The organism is Pseudoalteromonas sp. PPB1 (assembly GCF_015356275.1).
GTDB classification, from domain to species: Bacteria; Pseudomonadota; Gammaproteobacteria; order Enterobacterales; family Alteromonadaceae; genus Pseudoalteromonas; species Pseudoalteromonas rubra_D.
Genome location: NZ_JACEQV010000004.1, coordinates 73,525 through 90,045, shown reverse-complemented (window position 1 = coordinate 90,045; position 16,521 = coordinate 73,525). Strand labels below are relative to the sequence as shown.

Here is a 16,521-nt window from a genome sequence, read left to right as displayed (position 1 = left end):
AAATACGTATTAGATCATTACAAAACCGAGTTGACCAATGGCTCTTGCGCTGAATGATGTTGTGCTGCCATTGCAGCCCGAACTTAGACTATATTTTAGACCTTCGGCACTGACGACTTTTCTATTCAATGAGATATTATGCAAATCAGATTGCTTTTGACCAATACTGATCTGAGTCTGAGAGCAAAGCGTATCGTATTAAAAGCAACAGGAAAGATTATGCGTGAACTAACCATATTTTATGACGGCACCTGTCCACTGTGCGTAAAGGAAATGACGGCACTGACAAAGCGCGACACGGCACAGCGGATCGCAACCGTAGATATCTATAGTGAGGACTTTGCACACTATCCAAACATTGACGCAAATGAAGCAAATACGATATTACATGCGCTCGATGCAGACGGTAATCTAATACTTGGTCTTGACGTCACACATCAGGCCTGGCGACTGGTCGGGATGGGATGGTTATACGCGCCACTAAGATGGCCAATCATAAAGCCACTCGCAGACAAACTCTATTTAGTGTTTGCAAAAAACCGTTACCGTATTTCTTATTGGCTCACCGGCCGCTCCCGGTGCGACAGCGGCGTATGTCGAAAATAAGGCATATGTTGTCTCCTTAAAGATTAATGCGCCTGTGAAAAGATAACGGACAGTCTTTTTCGCTCGTTTTGTGTGAACAAGTCGCGTGTCAGCGATGTCAGTGCTTCATCAGACACGCCTTTCTCTAAAAGCTCAGACCGTCGTTGTTTATACTCGCTTACTCGCTGCGTCCAACTGGATTGATTATGGCGAACTTGCATCAACCGCTGTGCTGCTGCATCTCCATACCGGGCACTGAGCTGATTGTAATCCATGTTGTGCCAACTGTGTTTTAGCGTGATCAGGGTTTGGGTGGACTCAATCGTTTGTCGCTCTGTTTGCGGTAACTGACTGATGTGCGCATCAATCAGCTCAGTCCGGGTCTCCTCACTCAGGGTTTTGTCCGATAAAATCTGCCAGCGCGCTAAGGTCTGAGCATGCCAACGGTTCTCGCCTTCAAACCAAGCAGCTATCACTTCAGCGGAAAAGTACTGCCCCTGAAGCGTTTGCAGTGCTTCAAAACGTTCGTACATAGTCAGATTAATATCTACCTGACTCAGTGCCTGTTTATAGGCTATATAATCATGGGCGATATTCCGCAAACAGGGTGGTATGCGATGTGTCTGTTGCGCCCAGTGCTGTTCCAGTTGCTCGTTTTGCAATGACAAAATCCAGTCGTCGAGCTGGTGCTTGTGTGCCCGGGTAATGGCGCCGCAATGCTCAGGCTCTGCTGGCATCACAGCGGCAGAGTGCGCTTTAATCTGGTGTGGCGTCTCTGTCACTATGCGTGCGGAGCCAGTCACTATCTCAGTGGTTACTTCGGGATCCCGTTCAGGTAACAGAGTCCAAAAGCAGACACTTAGTCCAACACAACTGAGTGAAAGTAGACGCCAGTACCTCATAGATTTAACCCCTTCAGGCGGCGAATATGCTGACGATACACAGTCAGAGGGTCCGTTTCGAACAGATGATGAATACCAATTGTCTGATTGACCTGATCCAGGTGGTTCATCTTAAAGTCATTGCCAATCACATTGCCCAGATTACTTGAGCAAGCGGAAACCAGGCCGTCATTGGCTTCGTCAAACACACCAGAGAACAGTAACAAAGCATTATCAGCCGGGTCCAGCAAATTGGTCCATGCCCGGCTGCCGCTCCAGGAAAAATAGTACACGCCGTTACTGGCCAGCGTTTCACCCTGACCGCAATACTGAGCTGGCACGCCTTCAGGATACTTTTGATTAAAAGCGATGGTGCCTTCAGTTGTCAGTGCACTCAGCGCTTCAAGGGCATCTTTGGGCGCCGTTGGCTTGCCTGATAACAAATCAATCAATCCAGCCAGACCATTGGCCAGAGACGCTAAGAACTGCTCCGAAAAAGATCCCTGATCCACACCACCACGCACCACATCAGCAAAGCGGCTGCCCCAGTTAACCCCACCAATACTGGTTACCGACGCAACCCATTGGGGCTTAACCGATGCCACATAACGAATAGTTTGTGCGCCTTGGCTATGGCCTATCAGGTTGACTTTGTCTTTGCCTGTCAGTGCTCTGATCAACGCAACCTGCTCCAACAGTTGCTCACCGCGCAGTTCTGAGTTGTGTGCCGATGAGACTTCTGCCACATAGACATTCCCGCCTTCCTGGCGGATCACCGAAGGCACCCGATAGAAATAATCGACCCCCAGTAAATTATCAAAACCAAACAGACCATGAACCAGCACCACGGGGTATTCGAGCTCATCATTACTGTGCGCCAATTGCGCAAAGAGTGACGTCACGCAAAGTAAGAGTGAGAGTGTTATTTTTTTCATTTACTTGCTCCAAAAGTTACAATTTAGCAACAAAAGAGTAGTTCATAGTGGTAAGAGGTCAAGCCTCACTGTTTAAAAAACACACTAAAAAGTCCTCAACGCTTAGATGGCGCAGGTTCATTAATTTGTCAAAGATGGCGAAGTTTTTTATTTTATTAATTGATAAATAATGATTTTTTATAATAGATTTGAATTTGCACTACGCATGCAAAGAAATGACCAAATACGTATTGTGTTGCAGATGCACTAATTAGAGCAATTAAGTTAAAATCAAAGACCTATGAAAATCCACACAAGTGACTTTGAGATTTGCTTATGGCCTCTGTAATAAATTAATTAATAATCAAAAAACCTTCCACACTGATACAACCGATTGCAATACCATGGCCTGTAATGCCGATGTAATGTCAGGTTTAGTTGATTTGTCGTTTACTTGAACTAGTTTTTGGTGAGACAAATGCAGCGCCTGAACTTCCCAGTGTGATAACACCGTCTGTTATCGTCAGCTCGCTTAGTTCTAACCTTGTCTCTTCTATATGTACCGTCGAAGTCTGCTTGCTATACAGGTTTAACGCTCTCGGAGCCAGGTAGTCCGTGTGGGGTCGCACGTTAGTTCCTTTCGCAATAAACACCCGTAAGCGAGCGGCTTAACCCATAAAGGAACTAAAATGATTAAACTCGAGAACCCATCGAATTTTTTGATGGCAAAACCATTACAAAAGCCAAAAAAAGTGGTAGGTGGCTGGAGCGATAAACAATTGCATGACCACTTACAGTGGGCGGTTGACGTTGAGATGTACACCATTCCATTTTATATGGCTGCTATGTATTCCATTAAAGATCAATCCACTGAAGCTGGTCGCTTGATCAAGTCGGTCGTGAACCAGGAGATGTTGCACCTGCAAAGCGCAGCAAACCTTGCCAACGCCTATGGCACTGCTCTTGAGATCCGCGCCCCTCAGTACGGCACAACTATCCCACATCTGGATTTTGACCTGGATGATCCTAACCCGAAAGACATCTACTTCCCACACTCAACGGCCATCGGCGCGTTTGACGTGGAAAGACTGAATACCATGTGTATTATCGAATTCCCCACCTGGAAAGAGAAAGGCGGCACCGGTGCCACAGATGAATATGGCTCCATTGGCGAGTTATACGCTGCAATCAAAGCTGGCTGTGAAGCACGTGTTGATTTACTTCAGGCCAACGCAAAACAGGTAAACCACTTTGGAAACTTTTACCCTGATACGCAGCTGACAATCACCGAAGCTGGTTCTGATGGTTTGACTCAGGCTTACAACCTCATTGATTTAATCACCGATCAGGGAGAAGGGTATGAAAAAACAGCACAGTATATTCCGCCAGAATATCAAAATCGTGCGGATGATATTCAGCCTACCTGGGATCACTACGAAAAATTCACTTACCTGTTAAAACAGCCTTTGCCAGAAACCCACGCGATTGTGCCTTACGGTGAACGACAAAAGAGCCTGCAACAAATTCAGTTGCAACACTTTAGCGAATTTCTGGAAATCATGAATGAGACCTTTACGACAGGGAACACTCCGGATGACTTTGCAGTAGTGATGTACAAAAATGGCGCAGCAATCTCAGCCTGCTGGCAAAATGGCGTGTTGCCTTTGTTTTCAATGCCAAATGATCAATAAGGAATGCCATCATGTCTAAAACACTATTCAAAATTCATCCTGCTATTGGCATTGCACGCGTTGGTAACAGTGAAGAATATTACCTGGCGCCTGAGAGCATCGCTGCACTACCTCAGCCAGGCAAACCACAGAAAACCACGGGGGGATTGCCGCTCGATCCAGCTACAGGTGAAGTGATCACCAGCTCTCAATTGCGCGATGGGCAAGGTGCTTTTAAACGCCAGGCAGCACGCTTTCGTGTGTTTGCTTACACAGACGTCGATCAGCCGAGCTACCCTGAACAAGGCCATAGCCAGGAGCTGACTGTGGGCGCCAGCTTTCAGGGCAAAACTGTGACTAACATCAAATGGTGTGTGCATCTGGCCAATAAGAAATCGGCCTGGTTCGTAAACGACGACGACCACGGTGTCGTTGCCTACGAAAATGGTAAGTTCCCAGTGTTACGTAACCTGTCTGAGGGCCTGGACCCTTACAATGAAAGCCGGTTATCCAGACTGGTCATAGACGCAGGCCCGCGTGTGGTTGACCGGGAGACCCCCGAGGCTGAGTTTGATAACAACGAAGTAGCGGCTTACCTGAAAGACGGTAACAAAGTTGAAGTAGCGGATTATCCTAAATCCTTTCCTTATATGCACTTTGACTACCTGGATATCCCTGAGAAAAACGAACAAGTGACAAGTGCTCAGTTCAAGATTAAGGACGTTGTAGATCGCAGCGACATCCATAAAGCACGCACACCTTATGGGATCACCAGCCTGGGTGAGCTACACACAGATGCTCAAGGACGTCTAATTGTTGCCGGTGGTTATGGTAAGGCTGTTGGCTGGAGACTCGACAGCAAAGACAAGCCAGTGCCGATTGAAGGGCCCGTCAACAACGACCAGTGGTTTGACGATACGTCAGACGGCCCGGTAACGGCTGTGGTTGAATTTGACGATGGCAGCATCGAGGAAGTATTCGGCGGCTGGGCGGTTGTGACCGACCCCAGTTACGCACCACAAACGCTGAATGTGGTTTCTCTGTTTGATGAAGCCTACGATACCTTTGTCAGAAAACTGAATTTACAACCTGAGTTATATCGCGATGGTAAATTTAATCCGGATTATAAACCGGCGTTCGACGACCACATAAAACCGATCTTTAAAGCGACCGGGCAGCAATTGTGGAACGCCTACTTACCTGAAATTGCCGTCCAGGCCCACAAATCGGTAGACGCCATCGTTGCAGAAGACGATCCGGACCGCACCATTTTAGCTGGCTTAGCCTATATTCGTCAGCCTAACCCGGGTACCGAGGCAACCTGGCGCTCGCAGTCGATTGACGAAGGTGCACCACTGATGCCGCTGGCGTTAGGTGATTCCAGCGCAGCGGGTGGCAAGCCCTTTTTAACCCCTACCGTTACTCAGTATCAGTTCCTGCACAGCTGGTCGAATCATAACTATGTGCACACCAGCACGCAAAAGCTCAATGAGGGCGAATACCTGGATCGGGCGACTCTGCAAAACTGCTTAGGTGGACGTTTTAGCCCGGGCATTGATATGACCTGGATCATTCGCGAGCCCGCCATGTATCAGGACTGGCTGACCGGTGCAGGACCATTTCGTATCAAGCATAAACCACTTAACTACGCGAGCGTGCAAACCGATAAGCCATTTTTAGGCTTGGGCTGGATCCCACAACATGAAGACGTTGAGCATTTAGGTTTAGAGCCAGGTGATGCCACTAAGTTTATGGCCCTGCCCTGGCATGCGGACTATAACTCCTGCGCTATCCACCAGACTTCGCCGAATGACCTCAATTCTGAAACGCTCTACTGGTCATGGCCAGCGCAGCGCCCGGTCACGGTTTATGTAGCGGAAGACTATGATATCAATAACAAAGAACTACCGGCACAGCGTTACTCAGTGCGAGGCTCCGGCACTTATCCGCAGGAAAACTCTCCAGAGGATAAACATGACTTAGCCAATGCAGGGCGCTTCTGGGAATACCGGGAAATGCTGACCAAGTGGGACGACATTGGCGTAATAGTTCAGGGCACAGTGATTGATGATGGCAAGCAGTACGCTGACCATGTTTACCTTGAAGTAGAAAGCAGATTAAAGGGCTGTGAACCTGAGTTAGCCGACCCAACACCCTGGCCAATGATAGGTGGTAATGGCACAGCAACGAAAAAGAAATAAGGAAATATAATGAGCGCGATTGATGACAGCAGGAAATTTGACGTGGCCATTGTGGGTGGTGGTCCGGCAGGGACAGCGACAGGGATCGCGCTACAAAATATCGGCGTCGGCAGGGTTTTCCTTGCCGAGGCTGGTAGTTACAGCAAACCCAAAATTGGCGAGAGTATTCCGCCTGACACCCGAAAATTGTTTCAGCGTCTGAACATTGCTGAAGCCTTTGAACAGCAGCACCATGAGCCTTGCCTGGGCAGTTTCTCCAGTTGGGGCAGCGCACAACTGGGGTTTAATGATAACCTGTTCAACCCCTATGGCGCAGGCTGGCATCTCGACAGACGTCGCTTTGACCGGTTTATGGCGGATCAGTTTAAACAAAGGGGTGGTCACCTTGCCTGTGAAACGCGCTTTGCATCTGTCTCTGTTGAGCACAACACGCCCTATCCATTCCAGCTATCTTTTGACGACCAGCCGCCTATACGATGTCGCTTTGTGGTGGATGCCACAGGTCAGTCTGCCATTGTTGCCCGCAGATTTGGCGCCCAACCCAAAATGCAGGATGCGATGTTAAGCATTGCCGCTTATTTTGATTGCAAAGGTACCGACTTAAATACACTCAAGCTCACTTTGCTTGAGGCCATCGATCTGGGCTGGTGGTATTGCGCCTCTATTCCAAACAACCAGCTGGTGGTCAGTTTGACAACCGATGCCCATATCGCCAAAGAGCATGGGCTGAAAGACCCCAAAAACTGGTTCACCCTGTTACATCAGAGCGCACATGTGGCAAAGCGCGTACACAGCCTCGCCCCGCCTGCACATTTACACTACTGGAAAACCCCCTCCAGTTTGCTCAATCCACCGGCGGGCAATGGCTGGCTGGCCGTTGGCGACGCGGCATCCTGCTATGATCCCATCAGCTCTCAGGGGGTTTATAAAGCGCTGGCAACCGGGCTTAAAGCCGCACACGCCATCGCAGACTGGCTGGATAATAAGCCAACTACACTGGCTGAGTACCGACAATACATAGGCAATGAGTTTATTAATTACCTCAGCCAAAGAGAATACTTCTACCAACAAGAGCAGCGCTGGCATGAATCCGCGTTCTGGCAACAACGACGAGCGAGCTGACGGTAATACAAGTTACCGCTCAAAAATCAACAAACATGCCCGCCAAGTCGGGCATTCTAGTTTTAAAATTTAGCTAATCCGGCAGTACGCTCACTCCCCGCCTTTTAGCCAGTCAGACTTTTCATAGGTGTACTCTATATTAAAGCTGCTATCCGGATAGAGGGTAAAAATCAATCCCCAGATCTGCTCATTGCTTGTTTCGAGCAGGTTATCACGAAGGAAAAAGGCGGCACTATGTAAATCAATAGTAGCCTGAAGTGGGACATCCACACTAAGGGCAGGGCATGTTTTCTGTCCGTTAAAGTGCTTCCACATCGTTTTAGCTGTCGCACCATCGCCAATTTCTAATATCATTTCCAGCTTATCGAACTGCTCTTCAGGGTCAAAGTGGGCAAAAAGCACGTTTCCCAGAATATTGTATGCTTGTTCTGTATTCATCGCTCATTCTCTAATCTGTTTAGGCCTGTGCTGTCTCTTCACAATAGCACTTAAATCACAACAACGAGGCCGCCCCTTGTGAGGAACTTGCAGGAGCATACAGCACAATTACTCCATACGCTAAGAAAGGTATGATCAGCGTGTTCTGCAATGATGAATGCAGTAGGTAAGAACGAAAAGACCAGGCGCCTTCGGTTTAAAGCACAACACCTGATTGTTACGCTGCTCGTAAACGGGAAAGGAAAAGTCTAATTTCCTTTCCCGCTGAACCTGGCGAACTCTTAGAGCTGGTTTGTGTTGTTTTGCGCTATCGCCACATCGGTCGCCCGCGCGTATTCGACGTAGTCGACATACAACAAATTAACTATTTTACCGTACTGATTTTTCTCAGGCAGCTCGACCATTGCACTGCCTAATGCCCGGTTTGCTTCTTTGGAGACCGGCCATACTGCCGTTGGCGGGGTAAGTGTCCATGAGAGTAAGAAGAGGTCACACGGCACGCTTGGATCTTTTTCGCATTTGCCGGTAAATCTCTCGAATTTCTCAAACTGATCTTTCTTCATCGAACTAAAACTAATGGTTTTTGAATACTCATCAAATACAGTGAGATCAGCTTGAGCAACAGCTTCCGAATCCCAGTCTTTGTAAACCCAAAAACCTTGCTGCGGCTGATCAATCGCTAAATCATTGCCAATGGCCACCATCATTGCCGTACCCTCGTTTACGTATTCACTGAGCGTGCCCTCAGCTAAACGCTTGTCTTCAGGTTTCGTTTTAACCATCCATGAACCTATTGCGTCTTCGACTTGTTGACGAAATGCCGGGTAATTAGCGCTATTGATGCCATCAAAGTGAGAAAACTTAAGGATGGCAAGTTCCTTATGACCTTGCTCACAGTAGGCACGAATGTCGGACAGTACCTCTGATAAGTCAGGCCCGGTAATTGGGCCGTGATGAATAACAAACTTACTGCCTGTCCATTTGGGACGCAAATCGAAGTACCTGACTCCAGCTTCTAATTGACCTTTAATTGACAAGTCTTGCGTTTTGCCAAAGACGGCGAGTCCACCTTTATACATCCATGAAGCCCGATTTGTAAGCATGGAGGTGGAATACCACAATCCGTATAGAATTGTTTCTGAAGGGTGCACCTGCACTGCTGTGTTATTAGCAATACCAACAGAAGGACGCTGACCATCATCAAATTCAACAGCGTCACTTTGCCAGTCAATTTGAGTGCCACTAATTTGGCCCTGGCGTTGATAAAGCTTTCCGCCCTGACTCCATACTGCTATCACAATTTCATCGTCGGTTAACGCGACACTTGGCGCCGTACCCGATCCAAACTCATGGCTACTTCCAAAATCAATTTTGCTGCCATTCACTCGACCCACGTGATACCAGACTTTTGATTTACTTTGAGACTGGTGCACTTCAACAACGAAGCCATTATTATTCAGGGCAACCTGAGGAACAGAACCTGAGTCGTATTCATGGCTGGAATGCCAATCAACTTTGCTCCCGTTTACCTGCCCCACGTGATAGTAAAGACCGTTGCTAAATGGGCTTTGAGTCTTATGAACTTCTACCACAATACCATCGTCGTTGACTGCAACATGCGGTTCAATACCACTGTCGTACTTATGAGAGCTATGCCAGCTTACGCCGTTTGAAGACACATCCCCGACATGATAGTACAGTGTAGAGCCAGCCTGGTTTTTATGAACTTCAACCGCAACACCCCGGTTGTTCATTGCCACAGCAGGCGTGTTACCGTCATCATAGTGGTGACTGGATCCCCAGCTTACAGTTGCTTTGTTTAAGTTGCCAAATCGATAGTAAAGCTTATAACCTTCTTCGTTCTTATGTACCTCCAGTATCTGACCAGAAGCATTAATCGCTACGTTAGGAATACTGCCTGTGTCGTATTGTTCTGCTAGTCCAAAAAATACATCTTTCATCGGTTTATTCCTCATATTGACCGTTTAATAAGTGATGAAAGGTTAGAAGGCCCGGGGTAAGCTTGGTATTACATGATATTACGTGCAGCCTTAATGACTGGATGAACATAAGTTAGTAAGCTGGCCACTCTTTAGCATTTGTTAATGCAAAAGAGTGACCAATTGACTACTGCTGGATGATCGACGCAAGACGCTTTTTGATTATTGGGTGTGTTGTTGCCTGATAAAACGCCGTCAGTTTGCCGATATTCTCCTCAGATAACGTGTAGTCAGCACGCTGATATGTCCTGACAAACGCATCCACTGTATTCACATCTGGCGCATCGGTCAGGCTGGTGACAACCTGATCCTGATAGACTTCATTGTTCGCCAACGACTTAATTGTATTGCGCCTGACCTGTCCGTCTGTGTGGTTCAGATATTCGGGCAGCCTGTTCACCAAAGCTGGATTTTTGCTATTGGCGATCGCCAAAATGGCTGTTGGCAGCTGTTGTGGCTCGGTCAATTTGCGTTCTAATAATCGCTCCACCTGCTGTGACTGAGCTGGCGAAAACTTATTCATCGTGCCAATACTCAGCAAGGCAACGCCTGACAATGTTTGGTCAGAATGATCGTCTGCCACAGCTTGCAGGCTGGTAAATGCAATATTTGACGCATTTTCGATTCTGCCCAGTGCCATTGCGACCTTTTGCAAGGAGGGGTGGTCAAGGTCGCGTTCAATCAGCAAGTCAGCAAGGGTTTGTTCGGCCTCCAGTGTCTGTGCTTTTTGCAACGAATAGATCAATGCAGAGTTCAGACCAGCATGCTCCGTCAGGTAGGCCTTAATGGTGCTATGATCGTAGTTCTTTAACATGAACTTGCCGATTTCTTTTGCCAGCATGGGATCCAAAGAACCAGTTAACTGATCCAACTGTGCCATAAAGTTTTCCGCTGTGATCACAATCGGTGCAGACGGGTTATTATCTAACGAGGAGATACTCGCATTATGAGATGCGCTCCAATTGGCCAGAGCAAATGGCTGGTATTCAACAGGCTGTATTTTTACTGTTTGTACAATTTGATATTGCTGCGTGTTTTGCTGCAAAGTTTGCGTATGACTGTACTCAAGCGTGAGCGGGCCTGGCTGATTGGTCATAGTATGTTCAGCGTTTTTTAATGTGAGTAACCAGCTTTCTTGCGCTTTATTATTGGTTTGCCTCTGCTGTCTCACAATTTTCCTGCCAATGGTATTACCATCTTGCTCAAAGCGATAAGTCGTTGATCCCAAAGCATCATTAAAAGTCAGTGTTTCTGTTAGTGAATAGCTCATCAGGTCCAGTACTTTTGGTAACACGGATAACGGATGAGACTGAGCTAAACCCAATAGGTCTGAATGCACAAATTGCTGGCCGTCATAAGAAAAGTAAAACGGTAAATGCTGCGGCATGTGCTGAGTTTTGTTATCAGAGACAAATTCTATATCGGTTAACAGCGCGGCAGACCTTGAAGCATTACCTAAAGCCTGATGAAAGTACATGTTCCAGATTAAATCAGAATGAGCAAACGCAGTGCCTTTATCACTCAATACAGCAGACTGTATATGGACCCGATATCCAGAGACATGCTCCTGGCTCTTGACATGATTGGGGTTAGCAGTGCGCACGGCTTTAGCGTCGGGGCTCTGATAGGCCTGTTTTAATGACAAATTAGCCACGAAAACCAAGATGCCTAATAGACTAAAAGAAGCCAGCGTAATCGTTATTTTTTTCATAAAGCTATCTCGAAATGGTGGCCTTATTCAGGCCACCAACATCCAGGGGTTATAGATCTTCCCAAACAGGGCTTGCATATTCGTACAATACGGTTTCACGCGTATACAGCGGGTCCCATTTCAGTACATCCACATTAAACTGCAACAACCCCCAAAGCTTTTTGCAGTAAGCCTGGATCTTGCCATCTCCACCAGTCAGCTTAGTGCTTACCTTCAGCTCCAGGAAGCCTTGTTCAATCACTTGTTCATCCTGAACGATGCGACGGATTCCGGCTTCTACATAGCCCTTGCCCTTCACTTTTAGTAAGTTAACTTTACCTTTAACACCGGCTTCAGAGATGCCATGGCCAAACGATCCATACGCCGAGCTGGATACTACACCGCCGACAAACGGCTCTACAGCAGCATAGACATAATCTGGGCGTCTTACTCCATCTACCTCAAATGGCTCTTCGTTGCCATGCCCACCAATCACACCACCCACGGTAAATTCAGCACCGGCTTCAATACCCGCACCAAATTTAACGCCTAATTTGAGCAGGCCCAGAGGGTCAAGCGGCAGCTCAACTTTAGGCTTAATGGGTTCAGGGATCAGATCAAAGTAATACTCAACAGGATAGGTGATCGAAGCATCTAACAGATCGTCACAGTTTGGCTTGAAGGCTGCGACAGTGTCTTCACCTACAGTAAAATTAAAGCTCATGCCCTGAGTACAATCCAGTTTGCTGGGGTTAAACGAAAACTCCAGCTCCCCGATGGACATTTTAAAGTTACGGTTATTCAGCTTTAGCCAGTTTCCAGCCTGATAAAAACCTTGTGTAGCACCATTTTGCACCTGATCAACGTACATCCAGCCCTGCTGATCACGATACTGATGAGACTGGCCAATCACTTTGTTCTTTTGTATCGAACGCGCATTACGCTCAACATAGCCAGGATCTTTATACAGGTAAGCATTTGCAACCGGTGACAATGTAATCGCAGAGATAACGCTCAACATTGCAGCGTATTTAAACTTCATAATTTCCTCATTATTTTATTAGAATTTTAAAATTTCATTTCTACATATGTTGCGCAACACCAAAAAGATACACATTTATTTTTACATTTTGCTTTCAAGATTACCTTTTTGTGGTAAATGAGGTTTTCGTTTATGTTTTGGGTAAAAAATTAGCACTTTAGTTTTATTCATGCTTTCAATTGAATTTACTAGAGTTTTTGTCCTAAAAGTCAGATATCAGAATGTATTCCAGGTGCCTCTTTCAAAGTGCACAGACGTCTCCCAACAGAAATAGTGCAAAAATACAAACAATAAAGACCAGCACTGTTACAAATGGCTGTCACACATCTCATGTAATAAAGACGGATGATCTGTACTGTGCATTTAAGTACTATTACCTGACCAGATTAAATTGCTCAAAGACATAGCCCAGGTTCAAAGAGGATAGAAATGGCGTTTACAAACAAAGATGTGTTGATTGTATTAGGGTGCACCAATGATGATAGCGGCGTGCTTTCCAGCCTGGCGAAAGAGCGGGCAGACAAAGCAATTGAAGTGCTTAGCAAGCATCAGATCCGGTGTGTGCTTACTGGTGGCTTTGGTCCACACTTTAATGCCACAACAACGCCACACTACGAATATATGCGACACTACATCGAAGGCCAGCTTACCCAGCCGATGCACTTTATTCAGGGGATATCGTCAGCCAATACATTCGAGGATGCGCAAAAAACCAGTGAACTTCTTAACGACCTGGACTACAACAATGCGTATGTGATTACTTCAGATTTTCACGCAGCCCGGGTCGGCATGCTGTTCGAATTATTCTGTAAAAAACGCGTCAGGCTCATCACATCTATCACTAAAAAGAATGCCAGAGAGTTAATTGCACTGATGCAACACGAAATCAATGCCATCTCCTATGCCGCCAAGCTCAATAACCTTTGATGCATATCCACAGAATTAAGCGAGCATAAAGCAACAATAAATTCCCCTGCTATGCCTGGTTGCTATGCTTAAGTGCTTGCTGTTTGATTCCCACATTGACGAGCAGTTGGATTGCCACCACGCAAATTCCAGTATAGTTAATTCTGGGTGTCAGTTCCTACAACTATCAATGGCTTTGATGGGTTTGTTGTACCTGCCAAGCGTGGCAACGAAAAACGGCAATTCGCAAACACTGCCGTTCTGAAATGCAAAGTGTAACTGGTCCAAAGTTATACCTACTACAAACCCAAAATATCGTAGACAGGCAGATGCCTTCTTGCGTTATATGTGCTGACGATGATCCAATCATAAAAATGCTTAACCTGACGAGTCTAGATACTCGCAAGATATAAACCATGTCTAGAAAGCACAGGTTGCAGGCGACGAGTCACTCTAACCACCTGCTCAAAGTGCCCCCGACAAGCCGTTCATAAAATGACTTTGCTTGATCAACTCACTCACTATGGTACTGATGAGATACTCATATTTAGCAGTGATACTTCTTTTGTGCGCTAACGCACCTCATCACATTTAAGCTGGTTAAATTGAGATAAGGTGCTGTTTTTGCTTTTAAGACAAGTATCAATTAATTACGGTGCAGATATAACCACCTTCACTGCATCTATATGCAGTTATCTTGTCGCGAAATGAGTTTTGCAGCAACTCATTCACTTGTTCACTGATCTCAGTGTCCCGAAGGTACAACCTTATATACCCAATATTATCTGCACTGCTTAACGAATTTAGCTGATTTCCTCTGAAATATATGTCGGCATGGGATAAGCCATCAGGCAGATTTAATTCCGTAATATTCGTGTCACTTGCATATAGTTTATCGACTGTAGCCGGGATAGTGATATTTGCAATCTGCGTATTGTTGATGGACAGATAATTTAAGCGATTAAAGCCCGACAGCTCCAATTCAGTTAAAGCCGTATTATCAAGGACTAAGGTTCGTATCCCTTGCTCATGTTTTAAGGCCAATCGTGATACTGGGTTGTCAGACAGATTCAAGCTATACAAGTTATCGAACTGCGCCCCATCGAACTGCGTCAGTTGATTGCCCGTAAGGTGCAATACATGTAAGTGCTCGTTTTGCTGCAAGCCAGTTAAAGTAAACTCAGTAAGCAGGTTATTATCGAGATATAACTCACCAACTTGTAAACTAGCTGAGTTATGCGCGACACCCACCCGTAAACTCAAAGGAAAACTGTGGGCACGTTCAATATAGATATACAAGATGATTGATGCCTGCACTTCTTATCAATTATCAGCAATGAAATTCAAGAGTTTAATCACAAAACCTAGGAAATAAGTCAGAACCGGGCATTACGAGAACGCACTCAAGCCTGAACTTGGATAAATTGAAATAGTACTAAAGAAAAGGTATTAACCCAGCAACCGTTCGCACAGAGTCAAGTTGGCTCGTCGCTTTTTATGAAGATGTTCACAGTAATCTGTCATCGCTTGCTTTCGCCCTACTGCGCCATGAAAGACCTTCGAAAACTGCATAGTCAGTTTAAGCCAGTTGTCTGGCTCTATTTGCAATCGTGTCAACAGTGGCTGACTATCGCTGATATAACCCCGCTTGTCTGCACACATACATCGGCCTGTTAACTCAACCAGTTGAATGTAATAGGTCAGCTCAAAGGGTAGTCCTTTCGGCCTGTGCTTTCTTGGATTACCCGCAAAACGCATTAGGCTTTTGGGTTGCTTTCCTTGCTGTGCATGCTCAATACGCTTTTTAATGCTGGTATAGTCTGACGTTTCCGGAGTCTCGGCCATTTGGGCTCGGATAGGGTTCAGGTCAACATAAGCCAGGCACGCTGCCAGCGCCGCTTCATCCAGTAAGGCCTGTGACTTGAATCTTCCTTCCCAAAATCGACCTGTGCAACCATCTTCTTTATTGGCCCTGCGGGCAATGTCTTCATTGAGCACCCGCATAAACCAGCTGATACTCGATAGCCGGAGCCTGAATTTAGCAATATCAGCTGCCAGCATACTGTACTCGGATGCACTCAGCTCATCACCACGAATGAACTTGTGCGTCAGCCAGTTGCCCTTAAACAACTTATGCCAGCGAAGCACTATCGCTTTATCTGATAACCTTTGTGCTTTCTTATCATCTACATACAACACAACGTGCGTATGATTGCTCATAACAGCATAGCCACACACATCAATGCAAAACACCTTCGCAAGGGTCAGCAATTTTTGCTCAACCCAGTCTCGCCGATGTTCATAAGACTTGCCCGTTAAGCGGTCTTTGCCGCACAGAAATGCCCGGCGCACACACCGGGATATGCAGTGGTAGTACTTAGTATCTGATAAGCTGACCTGCTTCTTCCTTGCAGTTGGCATAATTTGTCATCCTCAATCCATGAGTATCACCTAATGGTAGACGGCGTAAATTCCACACGCCAGTTTAGGATGTATGTTCAATTCGACGACCAGACGGCCTGCTATATTCTATACGCCAATTTTTTGTGGATGGCGCGCAGCCTGCACGCCTGTTTTAGATGGCTGTCCATGTATAAATACACTCTGGAGCGTCCATATATGTCCATGTATAAATAATAATTTGACAGAAAAAAACTGACCATAAAAATGCCCGTCATTGACGGGCATTTTTTATCTTAAATATCAGTCTTTCCAGTTGTTGGCTTACTCACCACCTTTTAACCAGTCAGACTTTTCGTAGGTGTACTCTATGTTAAAGCTGCTGTCCGGGTAGAGAGTAAAAGTCAATCCCCAGATCTGCTCGCCTGTCGTTTCCAGCAGATTATCACGAAGGAAAAAGGCTGCTTTGCCCAAATCTAAACTCGCCTGCAAAGGCAATTTCAATCCCAATGCTGGTGGGAATTTATCTATTCCAAGGTATCTCCAAGTATTTCTTGCGATGGCGCCATCACCTATTTGCAATATTAGCTCTAATTTATCAAACTTCTCGTTTGGGTCAAAGTGAGCAAACAACACATTAGCAATAACACTATAAGCTTGTTCTGTATTCAT

At 46.1% G+C, this 16,521-nt stretch carries 14 protein-coding genes; 5 read left to right on the top strand and 9 right to left on the bottom strand.

Annotation, left to right across the window (positions count from 1 at the left end; all coding sequences use genetic code 11):
- Window positions 1–219 precede the first annotated feature (219 nt).
- Complete coding sequence (locus IY568_RS05590; RefSeq protein ID WP_194867101.1) at window positions 220–606, top strand: thiol-disulfide oxidoreductase DCC family protein; 387 nt, start codon at window positions 220–222, stop codon at window positions 604–606.
- 23 nt (window positions 607–629) lie between these two features.
- On the opposite strand, the gene IY568_RS05585 is transcribed toward IY568_RS05590, so the two are convergent.
- Window positions 630–1,487, bottom strand: a complete 858-nt coding sequence (locus tag IY568_RS05585; RefSeq protein WP_194866984.1) for a lipase chaperone family protein — start codon at window positions 1,485–1,487, stop codon at window positions 630–632.
- The gene (locus IY568_RS05580; protein ID WP_010380250.1) at window positions 1,484–2,401 is read right to left on the bottom strand and encodes an esterase/lipase family protein; all 918 of its coding nucleotides are present in this window, start codon (window positions 2,399–2,401) and stop codon (window positions 1,484–1,486) included. The genes IY568_RS05585 and IY568_RS05580 overlap by 4 nt, the downstream gene beginning before the upstream one ends.
- 668 nt (window positions 2,402–3,069) lie before the next feature.
- Here IY568_RS05580 and IY568_RS05575 point away from each other — a divergent pair.
- The 3 genes from IY568_RS05575 to IY568_RS05565 are packed head-to-tail and all read left to right on the top strand — an operon-like array spanning window position 3,070 to window position 7,373.
- Window positions 3,070–4,071 (top strand): ferritin-like domain-containing protein, encoded by a 1,002-nt coding sequence (locus IY568_RS05575; RefSeq protein ID WP_010380249.1) that lies wholly within the window; start codon window positions 3,070–3,072, stop codon window positions 4,069–4,071.
- Between the two features lie 11 nt (window positions 4,072–4,082).
- Window positions 4,083–6,251 carry a LodA/GoxA family CTQ-dependent oxidase gene (locus IY568_RS05570; RefSeq protein WP_194866983.1) on the top strand — a complete coding sequence of 723 codons (2,169 nt, stop codon included), beginning with the start codon at window positions 4,083–4,085 and terminating at the stop codon, window positions 6,249–6,251.
- Between the two features lie 9 nt (window positions 6,252–6,260).
- A complete protein-coding gene (locus IY568_RS05565) occupies window positions 6,261–7,373 on the top strand; it encodes a tryptophan 7-halogenase (RefSeq protein WP_194866982.1) in 1,113 nt (370 codons plus the stop codon).
- Window positions 7,374–7,463: 90 nt separating this feature from the next.
- On the opposite strand, the gene IY568_RS05560 is transcribed toward IY568_RS05565, so the two are convergent.
- The 4 genes from IY568_RS05560 to IY568_RS05545 all read right to left on the bottom strand — a co-directional run bounded on the left by IY568_RS05560 (window position 7,464) and on the right by IY568_RS05545 (window position 12,543).
- Entirely contained in the window at window positions 7,464–7,811 is a 348-nt protein-coding gene (locus tag IY568_RS05560; protein ID WP_194866981.1) for a hypothetical protein, read from the bottom strand.
- Between the two features lie 281 nt (window positions 7,812–8,092).
- Window positions 8,093–9,772, bottom strand: coding sequence for a hypothetical protein (locus IY568_RS05555; protein WP_194866980.1), 1,680 nt, complete (start codon window positions 9,770–9,772; stop codon window positions 8,093–8,095).
- 166 nt (window positions 9,773–9,938) lie between these two features.
- Window positions 9,939–11,522 (bottom strand): HEAT repeat domain-containing protein, encoded by a 1,584-nt coding sequence (locus IY568_RS05550; RefSeq protein ID WP_194866979.1) that lies wholly within the window; start codon window positions 11,520–11,522, stop codon window positions 9,939–9,941.
- 49 nt (window positions 11,523–11,571) lie between these two features.
- Window positions 11,572–12,543 (bottom strand): hypothetical protein, encoded by a 972-nt coding sequence (locus IY568_RS05545; protein ID WP_049862959.1) that lies wholly within the window; start codon window positions 12,541–12,543, stop codon window positions 11,572–11,574.
- Between the two features lie 429 nt (window positions 12,544–12,972).
- On the opposite strand from IY568_RS05545, the gene IY568_RS05540 reads away from it, so the two are divergent.
- Complete coding sequence (locus tag IY568_RS05540; protein ID WP_125557779.1) at window positions 12,973–13,470, top strand: YdcF family protein; 498 nt, start codon at window positions 12,973–12,975, stop codon at window positions 13,468–13,470.
- Window positions 13,471–14,091: 621 nt separating this feature from the next.
- On the opposite strand, the gene IY568_RS05535 is transcribed toward IY568_RS05540, so the two are convergent.
- The 3 genes from IY568_RS05535 to IY568_RS05525 all read right to left on the bottom strand — a co-directional run bounded on the left by IY568_RS05535 (window position 14,092) and on the right by IY568_RS05525 (window position 16,521).
- Window positions 14,092–14,766 carry a hypothetical protein gene (locus tag IY568_RS05535; protein ID WP_194866978.1) on the bottom strand — a complete coding sequence of 225 codons (675 nt, stop codon included), beginning with the start codon at window positions 14,764–14,766 and terminating at the stop codon, window positions 14,092–14,094.
- A 132-nt stretch (window positions 14,767–14,898) separates the two neighbouring features.
- The gene (locus IY568_RS05530) at window positions 14,899–15,870 is read right to left on the bottom strand and encodes a transposase (protein ID WP_194866977.1); all 972 of its coding nucleotides are present in this window, start codon (window positions 15,868–15,870) and stop codon (window positions 14,899–14,901) included.
- A 303-nt stretch (window positions 15,871–16,173) separates the two neighbouring features.
- Window positions 16,174–16,521 (bottom strand): hypothetical protein, encoded by a 348-nt coding sequence (locus tag IY568_RS05525; protein WP_194866976.1) that lies wholly within the window; start codon window positions 16,519–16,521, stop codon window positions 16,174–16,176.

Coding starts and splice junctions, on each gene's coding strand:
- IY568_RS05580 (WP_010380250.1), bottom strand. CDS start 2,401: ATGAAAAAAATAACACTCTCACTCTTACTTTGCGTGACGTCACTCTTT.
- IY568_RS05540 (WP_125557779.1), top strand. CDS start 12,973: ATGGCGTTTACAAACAAAGATGTGTTGATTGTATTAGGGTGCACCAAT.
- IY568_RS05560 (WP_194866981.1), bottom strand. CDS start 7,811: ATGAATACAGAACAAGCATACAATATTCTGGGAAACGTGCTTTTTGCC.
- IY568_RS05545 (WP_049862959.1), bottom strand. CDS start 12,543: ATGAAGTTTAAATACGCTGCAATGTTGAGCGTTATCTCTGCGATTACA.
- IY568_RS05585 (WP_194866984.1), bottom strand. CDS start 1,487: ATGAGGTACTGGCGTCTACTTTCACTCAGTTGTGTTGGACTAAGTGTC.
- IY568_RS05550 (WP_194866979.1), bottom strand. CDS start 11,522: ATGAAAAAAATAACGATTACGCTGGCTTCTTTTAGTCTATTAGGCATC.
- IY568_RS05565 (WP_194866982.1), top strand. CDS start 6,261: ATGAGCGCGATTGATGACAGCAGGAAATTTGACGTGGCCATTGTGGGT.
- IY568_RS05575 (WP_010380249.1), top strand. CDS start 3,070: ATGATTAAACTCGAGAACCCATCGAATTTTTTGATGGCAAAACCATTA.
- IY568_RS05570 (WP_194866983.1), top strand. CDS start 4,083: ATGTCTAAAACACTATTCAAAATTCATCCTGCTATTGGCATTGCACGC.
- IY568_RS05590 (WP_194867101.1), top strand. CDS start 220: ATGCGTGAACTAACCATATTTTATGACGGCACCTGTCCACTGTGCGTA.
- IY568_RS05555 (WP_194866980.1), bottom strand. CDS start 9,772: ATGAAAGATGTATTTTTTGGACTAGCAGAACAATACGACACAGGCAGT.
- IY568_RS05530 (WP_194866977.1), bottom strand. CDS start 15,870: ATGCCAACTGCAAGGAAGAAGCAGGTCAGCTTATCAGATACTAAGTAC.
- IY568_RS05525 (WP_194866976.1), bottom strand. CDS start 16,521: ATGAATACAGAACAAGCTTATAGTGTTATTGCTAATGTGTTGTTTGCT.